We start from the raw sequence: 14,022 nt of genomic DNA on the forward strand, positions 1-14,022 counted from the left end.
CGAGCCCAACAGCGCGCATGGACCTCAAGGAAGGGATGCGCCGCTGGGGTGGGAATGCGCCGCTTGTGGAACCAACCGCCCCCATTCCAGGCGGTGAACCCGGCGGCCTCCCGAGTTCGCCATGACCGCGACACCGGCTTCGGTGGGACACCCGGTGTCGGCACCCGGCTGGAATTCCATGGTCAAGGGGCACGACGCCGGGAACGTTCAGGCCGGATGCCCGCAGACGTTCGCCATCGCCGCCCGCGCGGGGGACCTCCTCGCCATTCCCAACACGATCATGAGAACCGCTTCGTCATGGAAAGGTGTTTGCGCCGCGGCACGGCCGCTCAGGAAACGCAACCGTCGGGAAACCTGCGTGGTCCGGGCGTCACAGCGGTTGCAGGGGCATCGTCAACGTCACCCGGGTGCCGGCGTGTTGACGGTCATGATGCAGCATGGCGCCCAAGCTGGTCGCCATGGCCTGGACGATGCGGGTGCCCAAACCGGTTCCCTGCGGCGCGCCGCCACCCGGAAAGCCGATCCCATCATCCTCCACGCTCACCGAGAGCTGCCCCCCGGCGGTCTCCGCCCGGACACGGATGCTGCCGGACCGGCCTTCGGGATAGGCGTATTTGCAGGCGTTGGTGACCAGCTCGGTGACGATCACCGCCAGGGACACCGCCGTGTCGGTCGGCACCAGGATCGCGTCGGCAGTGACGGCAAACATGCCCGGCCGGTGCGAGGCCATGGCGGTGTGCATCTCGGCCAACAGCGTTTGCAGATAGGCATCGATCCGGACGGAGCGGACTTCACCGGAGGTGTAGAGGCTCCGATGAATGCCGGCGATCGCGGCGATCCGCGCCTGGGTTTCCCCCAGCGCGGCGCGGGCCTCGGAATCGGACAGGGATGACTTCTGCATCTGCACGAAAGCCGCCACCAGGGCCAAGCTGTTGGCAACCCGGTGGTTGACCTCCCGCAGCAGCAACTCGGCCCGGTCGCGCGCGGCGCGCACCTCCTGCTCCGCCCGTTCGTGCTCCCGGCGCAGGCGGGCCTTCTCCAGGGCTTGGTCGATCGCCGCCGTCAGCAGATCGAAGAAGCCGTCGCCGACCTCTTTGGGAACATAGTCGGCCGCCCCCGCCTTCAGCGCCGCGACGGCGACGCGCGTGTCGCCGGCCCCTGTGACGTAGACGACCGGCGGCGCGTCGGCCCGGTCCAGCAGGATGGGCAGGATGTCCAGCCCGGTCGCCCCCGGCATCTCGTGGTCCAGCCCGACCACGGCGATGCCGCCCTGCGCCAGCCGCGCCAGCCCCGCCTCGCCGTCCGCCGCGCACTCCACCGTGTAACCGCGCCGTCCGAGCCGCCGCTGCACCAGCCGCGCCAGGGCGAGGTCGTCGTCGATGTAGAGGATGCGGACGCCGGGCTCCGTCATCCCTCCGCCTCGGGAATCTGGATGACGGAGAAGAACAGCCCGAGCTGCCGGATCGCGTTGGCGAAGCTTTCGTAGTTCACCGGCTTGGTGATGTAGACGTTCGCGCCGAGGTCGTAGCAGCGCTGGATTTCCTGGCGGTCGTCGGTGGTCGTCAGCACCACGACGGGAAAGCGCTTGGTGTAGGGGTTCGTCTTCACCCTGGCGAGAATGTCGACCCCTGTCATGTCCGGCAGGTTCAGGTCGAGCAGGATGAGAAACGCCCGCCCGGCGCTGGCCTCGCCGCTTCCGTCCGGACCGAACAGATGGGCGAGCGCGCTGGTCCCGTCGGTGAAGGGGAGGATCTCGTTGGTCACGCCGGCCCGGCGGATGTTCTTCTCGATCAGCCGGGCGTGCCCCTCGTCGTCCTCGATCATGACGATGCACACCGTCTGGGGGTCACGCTTCATGAGCCGGCGTCTCCGGGGACAGGGTCAGGGTTTTGGGAAGGCTTATGCGAAAGACACTGCCCTGTCCAGGAACCGAATCGACGGTGACGTCGCCTTGCAGGCGCCGGACCAGCGTCCGCACATAGGCGAGCCCGATCCCCTCGCCGGGGCGGTCCTGCGCGCCGGAGCGGCGGAACAGCTCGAAGATTCGCTGATGGTCTTGCGGCATGATTCCGCGCCCGTTGTCGACGACCTCGAAAAGGAGGCGGTCTCCCTCGGCCCGTCCGCGGATGGTGATCCGGCCGGGACGGGCGGGGTCGAGATACTTGACCGCGTTGTCGATCAGGTTCCCGAAGACCTGCTCCAGCGCGAGCCGGTCGGACACCAGCGATGGCAGAGGGCCGGCGATGTCCATGGCGCACCCCAGCTCGCCGGCCTGGTGGCGGACGCTGGCCAGCGCGTTCTCCAGCAGGGACTGCATCGAGACGGCTTCCGGGACCAGCGTTCGACGCCCCTGGCGGGACAGGGCAAGGATGGCGTTGATCAGGCGGTCCATCTTGCTCGTCGAGGCGCGGATGAAGTCGATGGCCTCCGGCATGTCCTCGGTCGCCGCCCGGCGGGCCTCGGCCGCCGCCGCGTCGTCCCCGTCGGGCGGCTGGCGGTCGAGATGGGCGCGGACGCTCGCCAGCCCGCTGTCGAACTCGCTGGTGAAGCCCATCACGTTCACCAGAGGCGCGCGCAGGTCGTGGCTGACGATGTAGGCGAAGCGCTGGATCTCATCGTTGGCCCGCTGCAACTCCACGGTGCGCTCCGCCACCCGCTGTTCCAGGGAATCGTTGAGCGCCTGGATCGCGTGCTGTGCCTGCACGAGGTCGCGGGTGTAGCGCAGCACGATCCACACGGCCCCGCCCACGACAAGCAGGATGAACAGACCGCCAAGCGCCGCCACCCAGCGCGACATCCTGGCCTGCCCGTTCATGGCGGCGAGCTGGGCGGCGAGTTGGGCATCGGCCGGAGTGATCAGGTCGGCAAGCGCCTGCCGGGCCTCGTCCATCAACCTCATTCCGCGGCCGGTGCGCACGACGGCCAGGGCCTCGTCCCGGCGCCCGGTCTCCATCAAGGCGATGGTCTCCGCCAATTCCGTCCGCTTTGCCGTCGCAAGCACGGCGAGACGGTCGAGGATGTCCGACGCGACGGCGTCCTCCCCCTCGGCGAAGCCGTGCAGACGGGCGATCGTGTCGTCCACCGCCGTGGTGGCCGCTTCGTAGGGCTTGAGATACTGGCGGTCCCCCGTGAGCAGATAGCCGCGCTGCCCGATCTCGGCGTCCTGCAACTGGCTGAGAAGGGTGCCGGCGGCAACCCGTATGGCGGTCATCCGCCCCACCGCCTGGGAGTATTGCCGCGTGCTTTCCGCCAGCCATCCCGACATCGTGACGATTCCCAGCAGCGCCAGGGCGCCGGCGAGCAGCATCAGCATGGTTCGGCGGGTGACGGTGGTGTTGGATATATGCATCACGAACGGTCGGCCGGGATGTGAAAGAGCGGGCGCCGGATGCTGAACCACCAATCGGACGCAGTACAAATTCTTACAACGCACCCAAATCACAATCAAGCGCGTGACCGGCAACGCATCTTTAAAAGATAATATGCCTCCATGATCAATTGGTAATATGAACATCATTCAGCCAACATATCAGATTGATGCTGGCACTGCTTTATCGGTTCCGGGGTGGGAAAGCGTACGGTCAGTTGTCGGGCAGCCATGGAAGGGCTCTTGGCTGGAGTCCCCCACCGAAAGTGCGGACGTGGGAAGCCGAGGCCGCATCCGGCCGATGCGCGGTTTCAAACCCCGTTCGGCGACACCGGGTTCTGCCGGGCGCGCGCCGGATTGCGCGCCCCCGCGCCGCCAACCCGGCGCGAGCGGCACGCTCCGGCGGCGCGTCGACGGACGATCCAGGCCCGGAGGTTGCCGCTCCGCGCGACAGGCTCGCCGTCGCGCGCCGCACGGCCCGACCCCTCCGGACCCTTCCGCATCAAGCGCTCGGACGCGGCACGGCATTTGGCGGCCCCCCCGAACGCTGGCGCAGGTCACGTCCGCATCATCCGTTCCCGGAGCCGCTTTCCGAAGGGCTCCGTTCATCCCGATGCAGCGAGAAGCCGGTCGCTTCGGCACTCCCCAGATCGGGGCGAAGCTGAAGACTCGGAATCAGATATTCTCCGCCATTCTGGCGGCGGAAGGGAATCGGCGGCGTGGTGTCGAGCGTGCGCATCCGCTCGCGCAGGCGTTCCGCCGTCTGCGCGAACCCGGCTTCGTCGAGACGATCCACCCGGTAGGTGACGAAAGGCGGCAGCACGTCGTATCCCGGATAGTGCAGGATGCCATGGTTGATGGGGAACAGCAGATCGTCGATCGGGCCGTTGATGCCGCGCGGCGAATAGTGCTCGGCCCAGCCGCCTGTCGTCACGATCAGCATCGCGCGCTTGCCGGCGAGGCGACCCTCCCCGTAGCGGTCACCCCAGCGCCGGTCGCTGTGCTCGCCGACGCCATAGGCGAAGCCATAGGCGTAAACGCGGTCGATCCACCCCTTGAGGATCGCCGGCATGGTGAACCACCAGAGCGGAAACTGAAGGATCAGCGTGTCGGCCCAAAGCAGCTTTTCCTGCTCGACCTTGACGTCCTCGGTCAGCGCGCCGGCCATGAAGGCCTCGCTGGATGCGGCCGCCACCTTCAGACGCCCGTCGGCGTCGAGGTTGAGAAAGTCGGCGCGATCCACCGCGGTTTTCCAGTTCATGGCGTAGAGGTCCGAAACCCGCACCGCGTGGCCCCGGGTCTCCAATTCCCTGATCGCGACGTCGCGCAGGGCGGCGTTGAGGGAACGGGGTTCGGGATGGGCGAAGACCATCAACACATTCATGATGAGCACCTGTTCGCTTGGGAGGGGATGTTCCGCAAGCTAGGCGCACGACCATTGATCCGCTATGGATTGGGAATGGATAGGACAATGCCATAAGATGGATCAATCAAACGTTACCCTCGAACGCATGCGCACCTTCATCCGCGTCGCCGAGCGTGGAAACCTGTCGGCCGTTGCACGCGAGATGAACATCGGGCAGTCGAGCGTCACGCGGCATATCCGCGAGTTGGAGGAAGCGCTCGGAGTCGCGCTGTTCAGCCGAACCACGCGGCGCGTCACACTCACCGACGAGGGCAGCCGCTACTACGCCAAGGCTCTGCGGATCCTGCGCCTCGTCGAACAGGCGGGCGACGAGGCGCGCATGGGGAGTGGAGCGTCAGCCGGCACAGTGCGCGTGTCCTGCACGGCCGCGCTTGGGGTCCGTCACATCAGCCGGCTGATCTTCGCTTTTCAGGACCGCCATCCCGCAATCGCGATCGATCTCGGCCTGACCGACGAGCGCATCGACCTCGTGCGTGAAGGCGTGGACATCGCCATCCGCCTCGGCCCGCTCGCCGACAGTTCGATGAAACTGCGGACGCTTGGGGCGAGCCGACGCATCCTCGTCGGCTCGCCCGCTTATCTGGCATGGCATGCCAGGCCGACGAAGCCGGACGATCTTGCGGGTCTCGAAGGCATCCGCATGTCGAACATCGCCGGCAGCGATGCGCTCACGCTGGAAGCGCCGGACGGCGAAACCCACCTCGTGTCCTTCGGGGGGCGCCTGCGGACCGATCACGGGCTGGCCGCGCGCGAAGCCTATCTCGCCGGTCGCGGCGTCGGTCCGGCCCATATCTGGCTGGTGGACGACCTCCTTGCCGATGGCCGTCTCGAAACCATCCTGCCGAACCTTGCTCCGCCCTCCGTGCCACTCAACATGTTGATCGTGCCGGAACGGGCCGGCGTCTCGCGCGTCAGGCTGCTGGTGGAATTCCTGGCCGAAGAGATCATGGGCATTCCAGGAATCGAGCGGTCGCCCTGACTTGGAGCTTCAAGCGTTTGATACGCGTCCATCCGGTGGCCTGGATGGATGCGTATCTCGATGACCGTGCTCGGCCCATCCCCTCCAGGCGCTCGTCCGCTCGGGCGCGGCACCACATCCCGGGCCCCCTGAGCGGCTCCGCCCGCCGGAAAACCGGGGGTGGTCGCAGCACGGCGCTGGACAGTCCGGGACGTCGCCCGCATAGACATGGGATGGCCTTCGTCTCCACCTCCCCTGACCCACGCGGCGCAAGGCGGCGCCGGGTCGCGCTCATCGCCCTGACGCTTGCGGCGGCCACCGCGCTTACCGGCTGGGTGGCCTATCACTGGGCGGAAACCGGTGCGCGCGCCGAGTTGGCGCTGAACGGCGACCAGCGTCTGGGGCTCTACGCCAGCAGCATCCGCAACGCCGTCGGGCGCTACGATTATCTTCCCGTTCTGGTCGCCCGCGACCATGAGGTTCTCGGCCTGCTCGAGACACCGACCGACGCCCGGCGGGATGCGGTGAACCGGCGGCTGGAACAGGCGAACCTGTCGGCCGGCTCGGCGGCGCTCTATGTGGTGGACGCCAAGGGGGTCGCACTGGCAGCCAGCAATTGGGCCGATCCAGCGCAAAGCTTCGTCGGCCAGACCTACGATTTCCGGCCTTATTTCCGGCAGGCGGTGGAGGAAGGCGCCGGCCGCTATTTCGGGATCGGCGTCACCACCGGCCTGCCTGGCTATTTCCTGTCGCAGGCGATCCGGCTGGACGGGCGACTGATCGGCGTCGCCGTGGTCAAGATCGACCTGGAGCCGTTGCAACGCGACTGGGCGGCCGGCGGCGAGCGGGTGCTGGTCACCGACGGCCACGGCATCGTCTTTCTGTCCAGCCATCCTGATTGGAAGTACCGCGCCCTGCGCCCGTTGCCTGGCCCGGTGCGGGAAGGACTGGCGCGGACGCGGCAATACGACCGGACGGAACTGGCGGCGCTCGGCCTGCAGGACGGGCCGGAGGTGGAGAGCGGCGCGCGTCTCGTCAGCTTGCCCGACGATCCGTCCGAGGGCGACCCCGACACGCGGCCGGTCCGCCGGCGGTCGTTCCTGATGCAGGAACGGCCCTTGCCGGAATTCGGCTGGACCATCCGCTTCCTGTCCGACCCTGAACCGGTGCGGGCACGGGCGACCGGCGCCGCGATCCTCGCCGCCATGGGCGTGCTGCTGGCCGCCGCGTTCCTGGCCCTGGGACATCAGCGCCGCCAGACCCTGCGCGTTCAGCGCGAGGCACGCGTCACTCTGGAGCGCCGGGTGGAGGAGCGGACCGCCGAGCTGGTTGCCGCCAACCGTGTCCTGCGGGAGGCGCAGGAGGAGTTGGTCCAGGCCGGCAAGCTGGCGGCGCTCGGCCAGATGTCGGCCGCGCTGGCCCATGAGATCAACCAGCCGCTGGCCGCCATCCGCACCTTCGTCGCCTCCACCCGCCTGCTGGCCGAACGGGGGGAGACCGGGCTGGTGCGCGACAACCTCGCCATGATCGGCGATCTGGCGGAGCGGATGGCGATGCTGTCCGGCCACCTCAAGGATTTCGCCCGCAAGGGGCCGGCGCGGGTCGAGGCGGTGCCAGTCGCCCGCGCCATGGACCGCGCGCTGGCCCTGCTCGCACCCCGTCTGCGCGAGGATGGGATCGACGTGATCCAGGCGATCCCGGCCGGGGCACGGGTGCGCGGTGACGCGGTGCGGCTGGAGCAGGTCTTCGTCAATCTGCTGCGCAACGCCGCCGACGCCATGGACGGTGTGGCCGACCGCCGCCTCGACCTCGCCGCCCGTCCGGTCGCGGAAGGGTGGGAGATCCGCATCCGCGACAGCGGCACCGGCATCGCCGAGGCGCACCGGTCCCGGCTGTTCGATCCCTTTTTCACCACCAAGGAGGTCGGCCAAGGCCTTGGCCTCGGCTTGTCGCTGTCCTACGGCATCGTGCGCGATTTCGGCGGCACGTTGCGGGCGGAGAACAACCCGGACGGTGGCGCCTGCTTCATTCTTCTGCTTCCCGACGCCGAGGAGATCTGAGATGCGGACCGATCCCCAGGCATCCCCCGTCCTGTTCGTCGACGACGAAATGGCCATGCGTCTGTCGGTGGTGCAATGGCTGCAACTGGCGGGTTTCGCCGCCGAAGGGTTCGCGACGCCGCAGCCCGCACTCGACCGGCTGTCGCCCGACTTCCCAGGCGTGCTGGTCACCGACGTGCGGATGCCGCGCATGGACGGAATGGCGGTCCTGGCGCGCGCCCTGGAGCGCGACGCCGACCTGCCGGTGATCCTGGTGACTGGTCACGGCGATGTGACGCTGGCGGTGGAGGCGATGCGGCGCGGCGCCTACGACTTCATCGAGAAGCCGTTCGAGCCGGATCATCTGGTCGCGGTGATCCGCCGGGCGGCGGAGAAACGCCGGCTGGTGCTGGAAAACCGGGGCCTGCGCCTGCGCGCGGCCGGCGACGGGATCGAGACGCGGCTGGTCGGCACTTCCCCCGCCATGGCGGAACTGCGGCGTGACCTGATGGATCTCGCCGCCACCAGCGCCAGCGTGCTGATCCACGGCGAGACCGGCACCGGCAAGGAACTGGTCGCCCGCTGCCTGCATGATTTCGGCACGCGCACCAAGGGGGCTTTCGTCCCGGTCAATTGCGGCGCCATCCCCGACAGCATGGCGGAGAGCGAACTGTTCGGGCACGAGGCCGGCGCCTTCACCGGCGCCAGCCAGCGCCGCGCCGGCAAGCTGGAGCATTCCAGCGGCGGCACCCTCTTCCTGGACGAGATCGAGAGCATGCCGCTCGCCATCCAGGTCAAGCTGCTGCGCGCGTTGCAGGAACGGACCATCGAACGGCTCGGCTCCAACAAATCGGTCGCGATCGATCTTCGGCTGGTCGCCGCCACCAAAATCGACCTGCTCGACCTCAGCGACGAGGGGAAATTCCGCGCCGACCTCTATTACCGGCTGAACGTGGCGGAGCTGCACATTCCGCCGCTGCGGGCGCGCGGTGACGACATCCCGCTGCTCTTCGATTATTTCGCCACCGAGTTCGCCGAACGCCACGGCCGCGAGCCCCGCCCCCTGGAGCCGGCCGACATCGACGCCCTATTGGCCCACGACTGGCCGGGCAACGTCCGCGAGCTGCGCAACCTCGCCGAACGCCACACGCTGGCGGTCGGGCGCGGCGGGGTGGCAGGGCTGCTGCGCCGCCGCGCCGCCGGAAGCGAGGCCAGCTCCCCGCGCGCGCTTGCCGATCAGGTGGACGCCTTCGAGAAGCGGGCAATCGAGCAGGCGCTGGAGCGCTGCAAGGGCGACATCAAGGCTGTGATGGAGACGCTCAACACCCCGCGCCGCACGCTGAACGAGAAGATGGCGCGCCACGGGCTGGACCGGACCCGCTTCCTGCCCCGCTGAAGGAGCGCGCCATCCGGTCCGGCCTTCGCGCGGTCAATCCGCCGTGACGGAGCGGATCTCGTCCTGGCTGAAGCGTTGCTGCTCCTCCATCACCATCTGCGACAGCTCGCGCTTCAACCGGTTGAACTCCGGCGCCGAGGCGTCGCGCGGGCGGGGCATCTCGACCTGGACGTCGCATTTGATGGTGCCCGGCCGGTAGGTCATCACGATGATGCGGTCGGCCAGATAGATGCTCTCCTCGATGGAGTGGGTGACGAAGAGGATCGTCTTGCCGACCTCCTCCCAGATGCGCAGCAGTTCGTCCTGCAAGGTGCGGCGGGTCAGCGCGTCGAGCGCGCCGAAGGGCTCGTCCATCAGCAGGATGGGGCTGTCGAGCGCCAGCACGCGGGCGATGGCGACGCGCTGGCGCATGCCGCCCGACAGATCCTTGGGATAGCGGTTGCGGAAGTCCTGAAGATGCAGCTTGCCCAGAAGCCACTCGACCCGCTCCGCGATCTCGGCCTTTGGCATCGTCTTGATCTCGAGGCCGAAGGCGACGTTCTGCGCCACCGTCATCCAGGGAAACAGGGCGTATTCCTGGAACACCATGCCCCGGTCGGGGCCGGGCTCGGTGATGACGCGGCCATCGACATTGACCGTGCCGCGCGTCGGGGGCTGGAAGCCGGCGACGGCGTTCAGCAGGGTGGACTTGCCGCAGCCCGACGGACCGAGCAGGCAGACGAACTCCCCCTTTCGGATGTCGAGATCGATGTCCTTCAGCGCCACGATGGGCTGGGCGCCGGCGGAGAAGCTCTTCTCCACCCCGCGCACGCTGATCTGGACGGGAGCGGTGCCGGCGCCGGTCCAGGGCTGGCCATCGGCGATGGTCTTCAGCATGGGCGTCATCCTTCGTTCCTCCCCAGGATCAGTTTTCCAGCCCGCGATGCCAGCGCAGCAGATGGTTGTTGAGACGGTTCATGCCGATGTCGATGGCCAGCCCCAGCAGGCCGATGGTGAACATCCCGGCGATGATCTTGTCCGACCACATGAACTCGCGCGCTTCCAGGATTCGGAAGCCGAGGCCGGAGTTGACCGCGATCATCTCCGACACGATCACGACGATGAAGGCGGTGCCGATGCCGATGCGGGCGCCGGCCAGGATGTAGGGGGTCGCGGCGGGCAGGATGACGCGGATGAACATCGTCGTTCTGCCGACCCCCAGGTTGCGGGCGGCGCGCAGATAGATGCCGTCCACATGTCGCACCCCGGCGATGGTGTTCATCAGGACCGGGAAGAAGGCGCCGATGGCGATCAGGAACACGGCCGGCGCGTTGCCCAGCCCGAACCACAGGATCGCCAGCGGGATGTAGGCGATGGGCGGGATCGGCCGCAAAATCTGCAACAGCGGATCCATCAGCGCGTGGACGCGCGGCTTGCCGCCCATCGCCAGCCCCAGCGGCAGGGCCAGCCCCGCGCCGACGGCGAAGCCCAGCACCACGCGGTACAGGCTGGACCAGGCGTCGAACAGCATCTCGCCCGACAGCGCCCACAGGAACCAGCTTCCCTGCGCCGGATCATAGGGATCGGGAGGCAATAGATAGGCCCACCAGCGCTCCACCACCGCCACCGGCGAGGGCAGAACGACCGGGTTGATCAGCCCGGACATGGACAGCCCCTGCCACAAGGCGACGACCAGCATGGGCACGAGCGCGCCGCGCAGCACGGCGGCGGGCGAGAAGGGGGATTTGGCTCGGGACATGTGCGATCCTTTCCGGCACCGGACGGGCCTCAGTTGGTCTTGGTGTCGGCGGTCTTGCTGCCAACGGGCTTGGCGGCGGCCTTGGCCCTCTCCAGCAGATCCAGCTTCACCCACTCCGTCGCCTTGGGCGGATTGTCCATCCGGCCGACGCCGAACTTCTGCATCAGGTCGGTCGTAACCTGCACATGGGCAACCGAGAGGTCGTAGCTGTAAGGGGAGTTGCCGATCGCGTCCTTGAAGTCCTGGCTGGTGATCTGACCCTTGAACATCTGCTCGCGCACGTACTTCTCGGCCAGTTCCGGGTTGGCGATGAAGGTCGCCGTCGCCTCGACAAAGCAGCGGATCAGGCGCTCGGCCACCTCGGGCTTCTTGTTGTAGAACTCCTCGGTCACGACCAGCGATCGGACCGGCTCGCCGAGCTCGGTGTCGTAGGGCTTGATGACCTCGACGCCGAAGCCCTTATTGATCGCCTGGCTCGATTGCGGTTCCGACTGCGACATGGCGTCGATGTTGCCGGAGAGCAGGGCCTGATTCATGTCAGCGTAGGCCATGTAGACGATCTGCACGTCCTTGCCCGAGCGGTCGGACCAGCTCAGCCCGTGCTTGGCCAGTTCGGCCAGCAAGATCAGTTCCTGCGCGCCGCCGCGCGGGGTGGCGACCTTCTTGCCTTTCAGGTCGGCGATGGATTTGATCCCGGCACCCGGCTTGGCGACGATGCGCGCCCCGCCCTTGGCGAAGCCGGCCACCGCGTAGATGGGCACGCCCGAAGCGCGACCGGCGATGGCGGCGTCCACCGCGCTGGCGGCCACGTCGATCTCGCCGGCGACAATGGCGGGCAGGATGTCGATGCCCTTGGGGAACACCCGTTCTTCGATCTTCAGGTCGTACTTGCCGGCGATCTCCTTCATGTAGGAGACGGCCCCGTAATGGGCGAATTTCAAATTGCCGAGCCGCACCAGATCAGCGGCCGAAGCGTCGTGCGCGGCGAGCGTAACAGCGGCGATGGCGGCGGCAAGCAGGCTCTTGCGAAGCATCGTTCTCTCCCCAGGGTCGTGATCCGCAGCCCTTCGCCGCGGTTGACCAGGAAGAGAGCAAGGGGCATGCCATCGTCAGTTTGACCGACAAACCGTTGAAGCGCCTTGTTTCTATGAACCCTACACGGAGGTGCCATCGGCGGATCTCCGCTGATCACCGTCCATCCATCGGCGGATTTCCGCTTATGGATTCCCAGCAACGATTACCGATGGCGCGGCATGATGCGTGATGAAGGGACCGGTTGGATGGCCGGAACATAGGCATCAGACGGTCGGATGCCCCCAACGCGAAATGGCCCGCCGCGTCTGTGACGCAACGGGCCACCGGTGAAGGTGTCGCGTGTTCGATGAAGATGGCGCGCGTTTTCGGAAGCGTTTGGTTTGGAGAGTTTTGTGATGTCTGGTTTTGACCCTGTGCCTTGGAGACCTGGCGGCGACCTACTCTCCCACGCCTTAAGACGCAGTACCATCGGCGCAGAGGCTTTTCACGGCCGAGTTCGGGATGGGATCGGGTGTTTGTCACCTCGCCATGACCACCAGGTCACCGAGGCACAGGAACCGGACGTCTCGTCCAACCGGAGCGTTTCGCGTTCGCGCTGTCGTGCAAGTGACGTGTTTTGAGGATCGAAACGGCGTTTGCCGTCTGGGCTTGAAGCGGGCTTGCCGCTGCGCGCGGCGCGCTTTGTCGGTGAGGGATCAAGCCAATCGAGCGATTAGTAAGGCTTAGCTTCGGGCGTTGCCGCCCTTCCACACGCCTCCTATCGACGTGATGGTCTGTCACGGCTCTCAAGGGAGGTCTGGTTTAGAGGTGGGTTTCCCGCTTAGATGCTTTCAGCGGTTATCCCGTCCGCACTTAGCTACCCGGCCATGCCACTGGCGTGACAACCGGTGCACCAGAGGTGCGTCCATCCCGGTCCTCTCGTACTAGGGACAGATCCTCGCAAAACTCCTACACCCACGGCAGATAGGGACCGAACTGTCTCACGACGTTCTAAACCCAGCTCACGTACCACTTTAATCGGCGAACAGCCGAACCCTTGGGACCTGCTCCAGCCCCAGGATGTGATGAGCCGACATCGAGGTGCCAAACGACGCCGTCGATATGGACTCTTGGGCGTCATCAGCCTGTTATCCCCGGCGTACCTTTTATCCGTTGAGCGATGGCCCGTCCACATGGAACCACCGGATCACTATGGCCGACTTTCGTCTCTGCTCGACTTGTCAGTCTTGCAGTCAGGCGGGCTTATGCCATTGCACTCGACGAGCGATTTCCGACCGCTCTGAGCCCACCATCGCGCGCCTCCGTTACACTTTGGGAGGCGACCGCCCCAGTCAAACTACCCGCCATGCAGGGTCCCGGACCCGGATAACGGGCCGCGGTTAGATGCCAGAGACCTCAAGGGTGGTATTTCAAGGTTGGCTCCACACGAGCTGGCGCCCATGCTTCCAAGCCTCCCACCTATCCTACACATGAGATCCCTAGCACCACTGCAAAGCTGTAGTAAAGGTGCACGGGGTCTTTCCGTCTGACCGCGGGAACTCCGCATCTTCACGGAGAGTTCAATTTCGCTGAGTTGGTGTTGGAGACAGCGGGGAAGTCGTTACGCCATTCGTGCAGGTCGGAACTTACCCGACAAGGAATTTCGCTACCTTAGGACCGTTATAGTTACGGCCGCCGTTTACCGGGGCTTCAATTCGGAGCTTGCACCCCTCCTCTTAACCTTCCGGCACCGGGCAGGCGTCAGACCCTATACGTCGCCTTGTGTGGCTTCGCAGAGCCCTGTGTTTTTAGTAAACAGTCGCCACCCCCTGGTCTGTGCCCCCCGCCCATGCTTGCGCACGAACGGGGCCCTCTTCTTCCGAAGTTACGAGGGCAATTTGCCGAGTTCCTTCAACACCATTCTCTCAAGCGCCTGGGTATGCTCTACCTGTCCACCTGTGTCGGTTTGGGGTACGGTCTGATGCGGGGGCTATTTCCTGGAACGGGTCCCCAGCGCGGCCAATCCGATAAGGCCGCACACGCTTTCCCATCCGTCACACACCCGCTGGCCCACGACTATTAAC

The 14,022-nt window shown here is 66.6% G+C and carries 10 protein-coding genes and 2 rRNA genes (1 of these 12 running past the window's edge); 3 read left to right on the plus strand and 9 right to left on the minus strand.

What is annotated here, in order from left to right:
• Positions 1-370 precede the first annotated feature (370 nt).
• The 4 genes from JN22_RS11595 to JN22_RS11610 form a co-directional block, all read right to left on the minus strand.
• Positions 371-1,411, minus strand: a complete 1,041-nt coding sequence (locus tag JN22_RS11595) for a sensor histidine kinase (protein ID WP_085554071.1) — start codon at positions 1,409-1,411, stop codon at positions 371-373.
• Positions 1,408-1,857, minus strand: a complete 450-nt coding sequence (locus JN22_RS11600; protein ID WP_085554072.1) for a response regulator — start codon at positions 1,855-1,857, stop codon at positions 1,408-1,410. Before JN22_RS11600 ends, JN22_RS11595 begins: the two co-directional genes overlap by 4 nt.
• Complete coding sequence (locus JN22_RS11605; RefSeq protein ID WP_085554073.1) at positions 1,847-3,349, minus strand: sensor histidine kinase; 1,503 nt, start codon at positions 3,347-3,349, stop codon at positions 1,847-1,849. Before JN22_RS11605 ends, JN22_RS11600 begins: the two co-directional genes overlap by 11 nt.
• 586 nt (positions 3,350-3,935) lie before the next feature.
• Complete coding sequence (locus tag JN22_RS11610; RefSeq protein ID WP_449658093.1) at positions 3,936-4,739, minus strand: NAD(P)H-dependent oxidoreductase; 804 nt, start codon at positions 4,737-4,739, stop codon at positions 3,936-3,938.
• 109 nt (positions 4,740-4,848) lie between these two features.
• On the opposite strand from JN22_RS11610, the gene JN22_RS11615 reads away from it, so the two are divergent.
• From JN22_RS11615 to JN22_RS11625, 3 genes are all read left to right on the plus strand, one after another.
• The gene (locus tag JN22_RS11615; protein ID WP_085554075.1) at positions 4,849-5,772 is read left to right on the plus strand and encodes a LysR family transcriptional regulator; all 924 of its coding nucleotides are present in this window, start codon (positions 4,849-4,851) and stop codon (positions 5,770-5,772) included.
• A gap of 212 nt (positions 5,773-5,984) precedes the next feature.
• On the plus strand, positions 5,985-7,811 hold the full coding sequence (locus JN22_RS11620) for a sensor histidine kinase (protein WP_085554076.1): 1,827 nt from the start codon (positions 5,985-5,987) through the stop codon (positions 7,809-7,811).
• Position 7,812: 1 nt separating this feature from the next.
• Positions 7,813-9,186 carry a sigma-54-dependent transcriptional regulator gene (locus tag JN22_RS11625; protein WP_085554077.1) on the plus strand — a complete coding sequence of 458 codons (1,374 nt, stop codon included), beginning with the start codon at positions 7,813-7,815 and terminating at the stop codon, positions 9,184-9,186.
• A gap of 33 nt (positions 9,187-9,219) precedes the next feature.
• Here the strand turns inward: JN22_RS11625 and JN22_RS11630 are convergent, their stop codons facing one another.
• The 5 genes from JN22_RS11630 to JN22_RS11650 all read right to left on the minus strand — a co-directional run.
• The gene (locus tag JN22_RS11630) at positions 9,220-10,062 is read right to left on the minus strand and encodes an ABC transporter ATP-binding protein (protein WP_085554652.1); all 843 of its coding nucleotides are present in this window, start codon (positions 10,060-10,062) and stop codon (positions 9,220-9,222) included.
• Positions 10,063-10,090: 28 nt separating this feature from the next.
• Positions 10,091-10,924 (minus strand): ABC transporter permease, encoded by an 834-nt coding sequence (locus JN22_RS11635; protein ID WP_085554078.1) that lies wholly within the window; start codon positions 10,922-10,924, stop codon positions 10,091-10,093.
• Positions 10,925-10,953: 29 nt separating this feature from the next.
• Positions 10,954-11,958 (minus strand): ABC transporter substrate-binding protein, encoded by a 1,005-nt coding sequence (locus JN22_RS11640; protein ID WP_085554079.1) that lies wholly within the window; start codon positions 11,956-11,958, stop codon positions 10,954-10,956.
• Between the two features lie 425 nt (positions 11,959-12,383).
• Positions 12,384-12,499, minus strand: a 5S ribosomal RNA gene (gene rrf, locus JN22_RS11645).
• Between the two features lie 151 nt (positions 12,500-12,650).
• A 23S ribosomal RNA gene (locus JN22_RS11650) occupies positions 12,651-14,022 on the minus strand (it continues 1,371 nt past the right edge of the window).

This window comes from Azospirillum agricola, from assembly GCF_020005195.1.
Lineage (GTDB): Bacteria > Pseudomonadota > Alphaproteobacteria > Azospirillales > Azospirillaceae > Azospirillum > Azospirillum agricola.

Bases quoted from the DNA above. Each gene is read 5' to 3' on its own strand.
- JN22_RS11595 (WP_085554071.1), bottom strand. From the start codon at position 1,411: ATGACGGAGCCCGGCGTCCGCATCCTCTACATCGACGACGACCTCGCC.
- JN22_RS11600 (WP_085554072.1), bottom strand. From the start codon at position 1,857: ATGAAGCGTGACCCCCAGACGGTGTGCATCGTCATGATCGAGGACGAC.
- JN22_RS11605 (WP_085554073.1), bottom strand. From the start codon at position 3,349: ATGCATATATCCAACACCACCGTCACCCGCCGAACCATGCTGATGCTG.
- JN22_RS11610 (WP_449658093.1), bottom strand. From the start codon at position 4,739: ATGGTCTTCGCCCATCCCGAACCCCGTTCCCTCAACGCCGCCCTGCGC.
- JN22_RS11615 (WP_085554075.1), top strand. From the start codon at position 4,849: ATGGATCAATCAAACGTTACCCTCGAACGCATGCGCACCTTCATCCGC.
- JN22_RS11620 (WP_085554076.1), top strand. From the start codon at position 5,985: ATGGCCTTCGTCTCCACCTCCCCTGACCCACGCGGCGCAAGGCGGCGC.
- JN22_RS11625 (WP_085554077.1), top strand. From the start codon at position 7,813: ATGCGGACCGATCCCCAGGCATCCCCCGTCCTGTTCGTCGACGACGAA.
- JN22_RS11630 (WP_085554652.1), bottom strand. From the start codon at position 10,062: ATGCTGAAGACCATCGCCGATGGCCAGCCCTGGACCGGCGCCGGCACC.
- JN22_RS11635 (WP_085554078.1), bottom strand. From the start codon at position 10,924: ATGTCCCGAGCCAAATCCCCCTTCTCGCCCGCCGCCGTGCTGCGCGGC.
- JN22_RS11640 (WP_085554079.1), bottom strand. From the start codon at position 11,958: ATGCTTCGCAAGAGCCTGCTTGCCGCCGCCATCGCCGCTGTTACGCTC.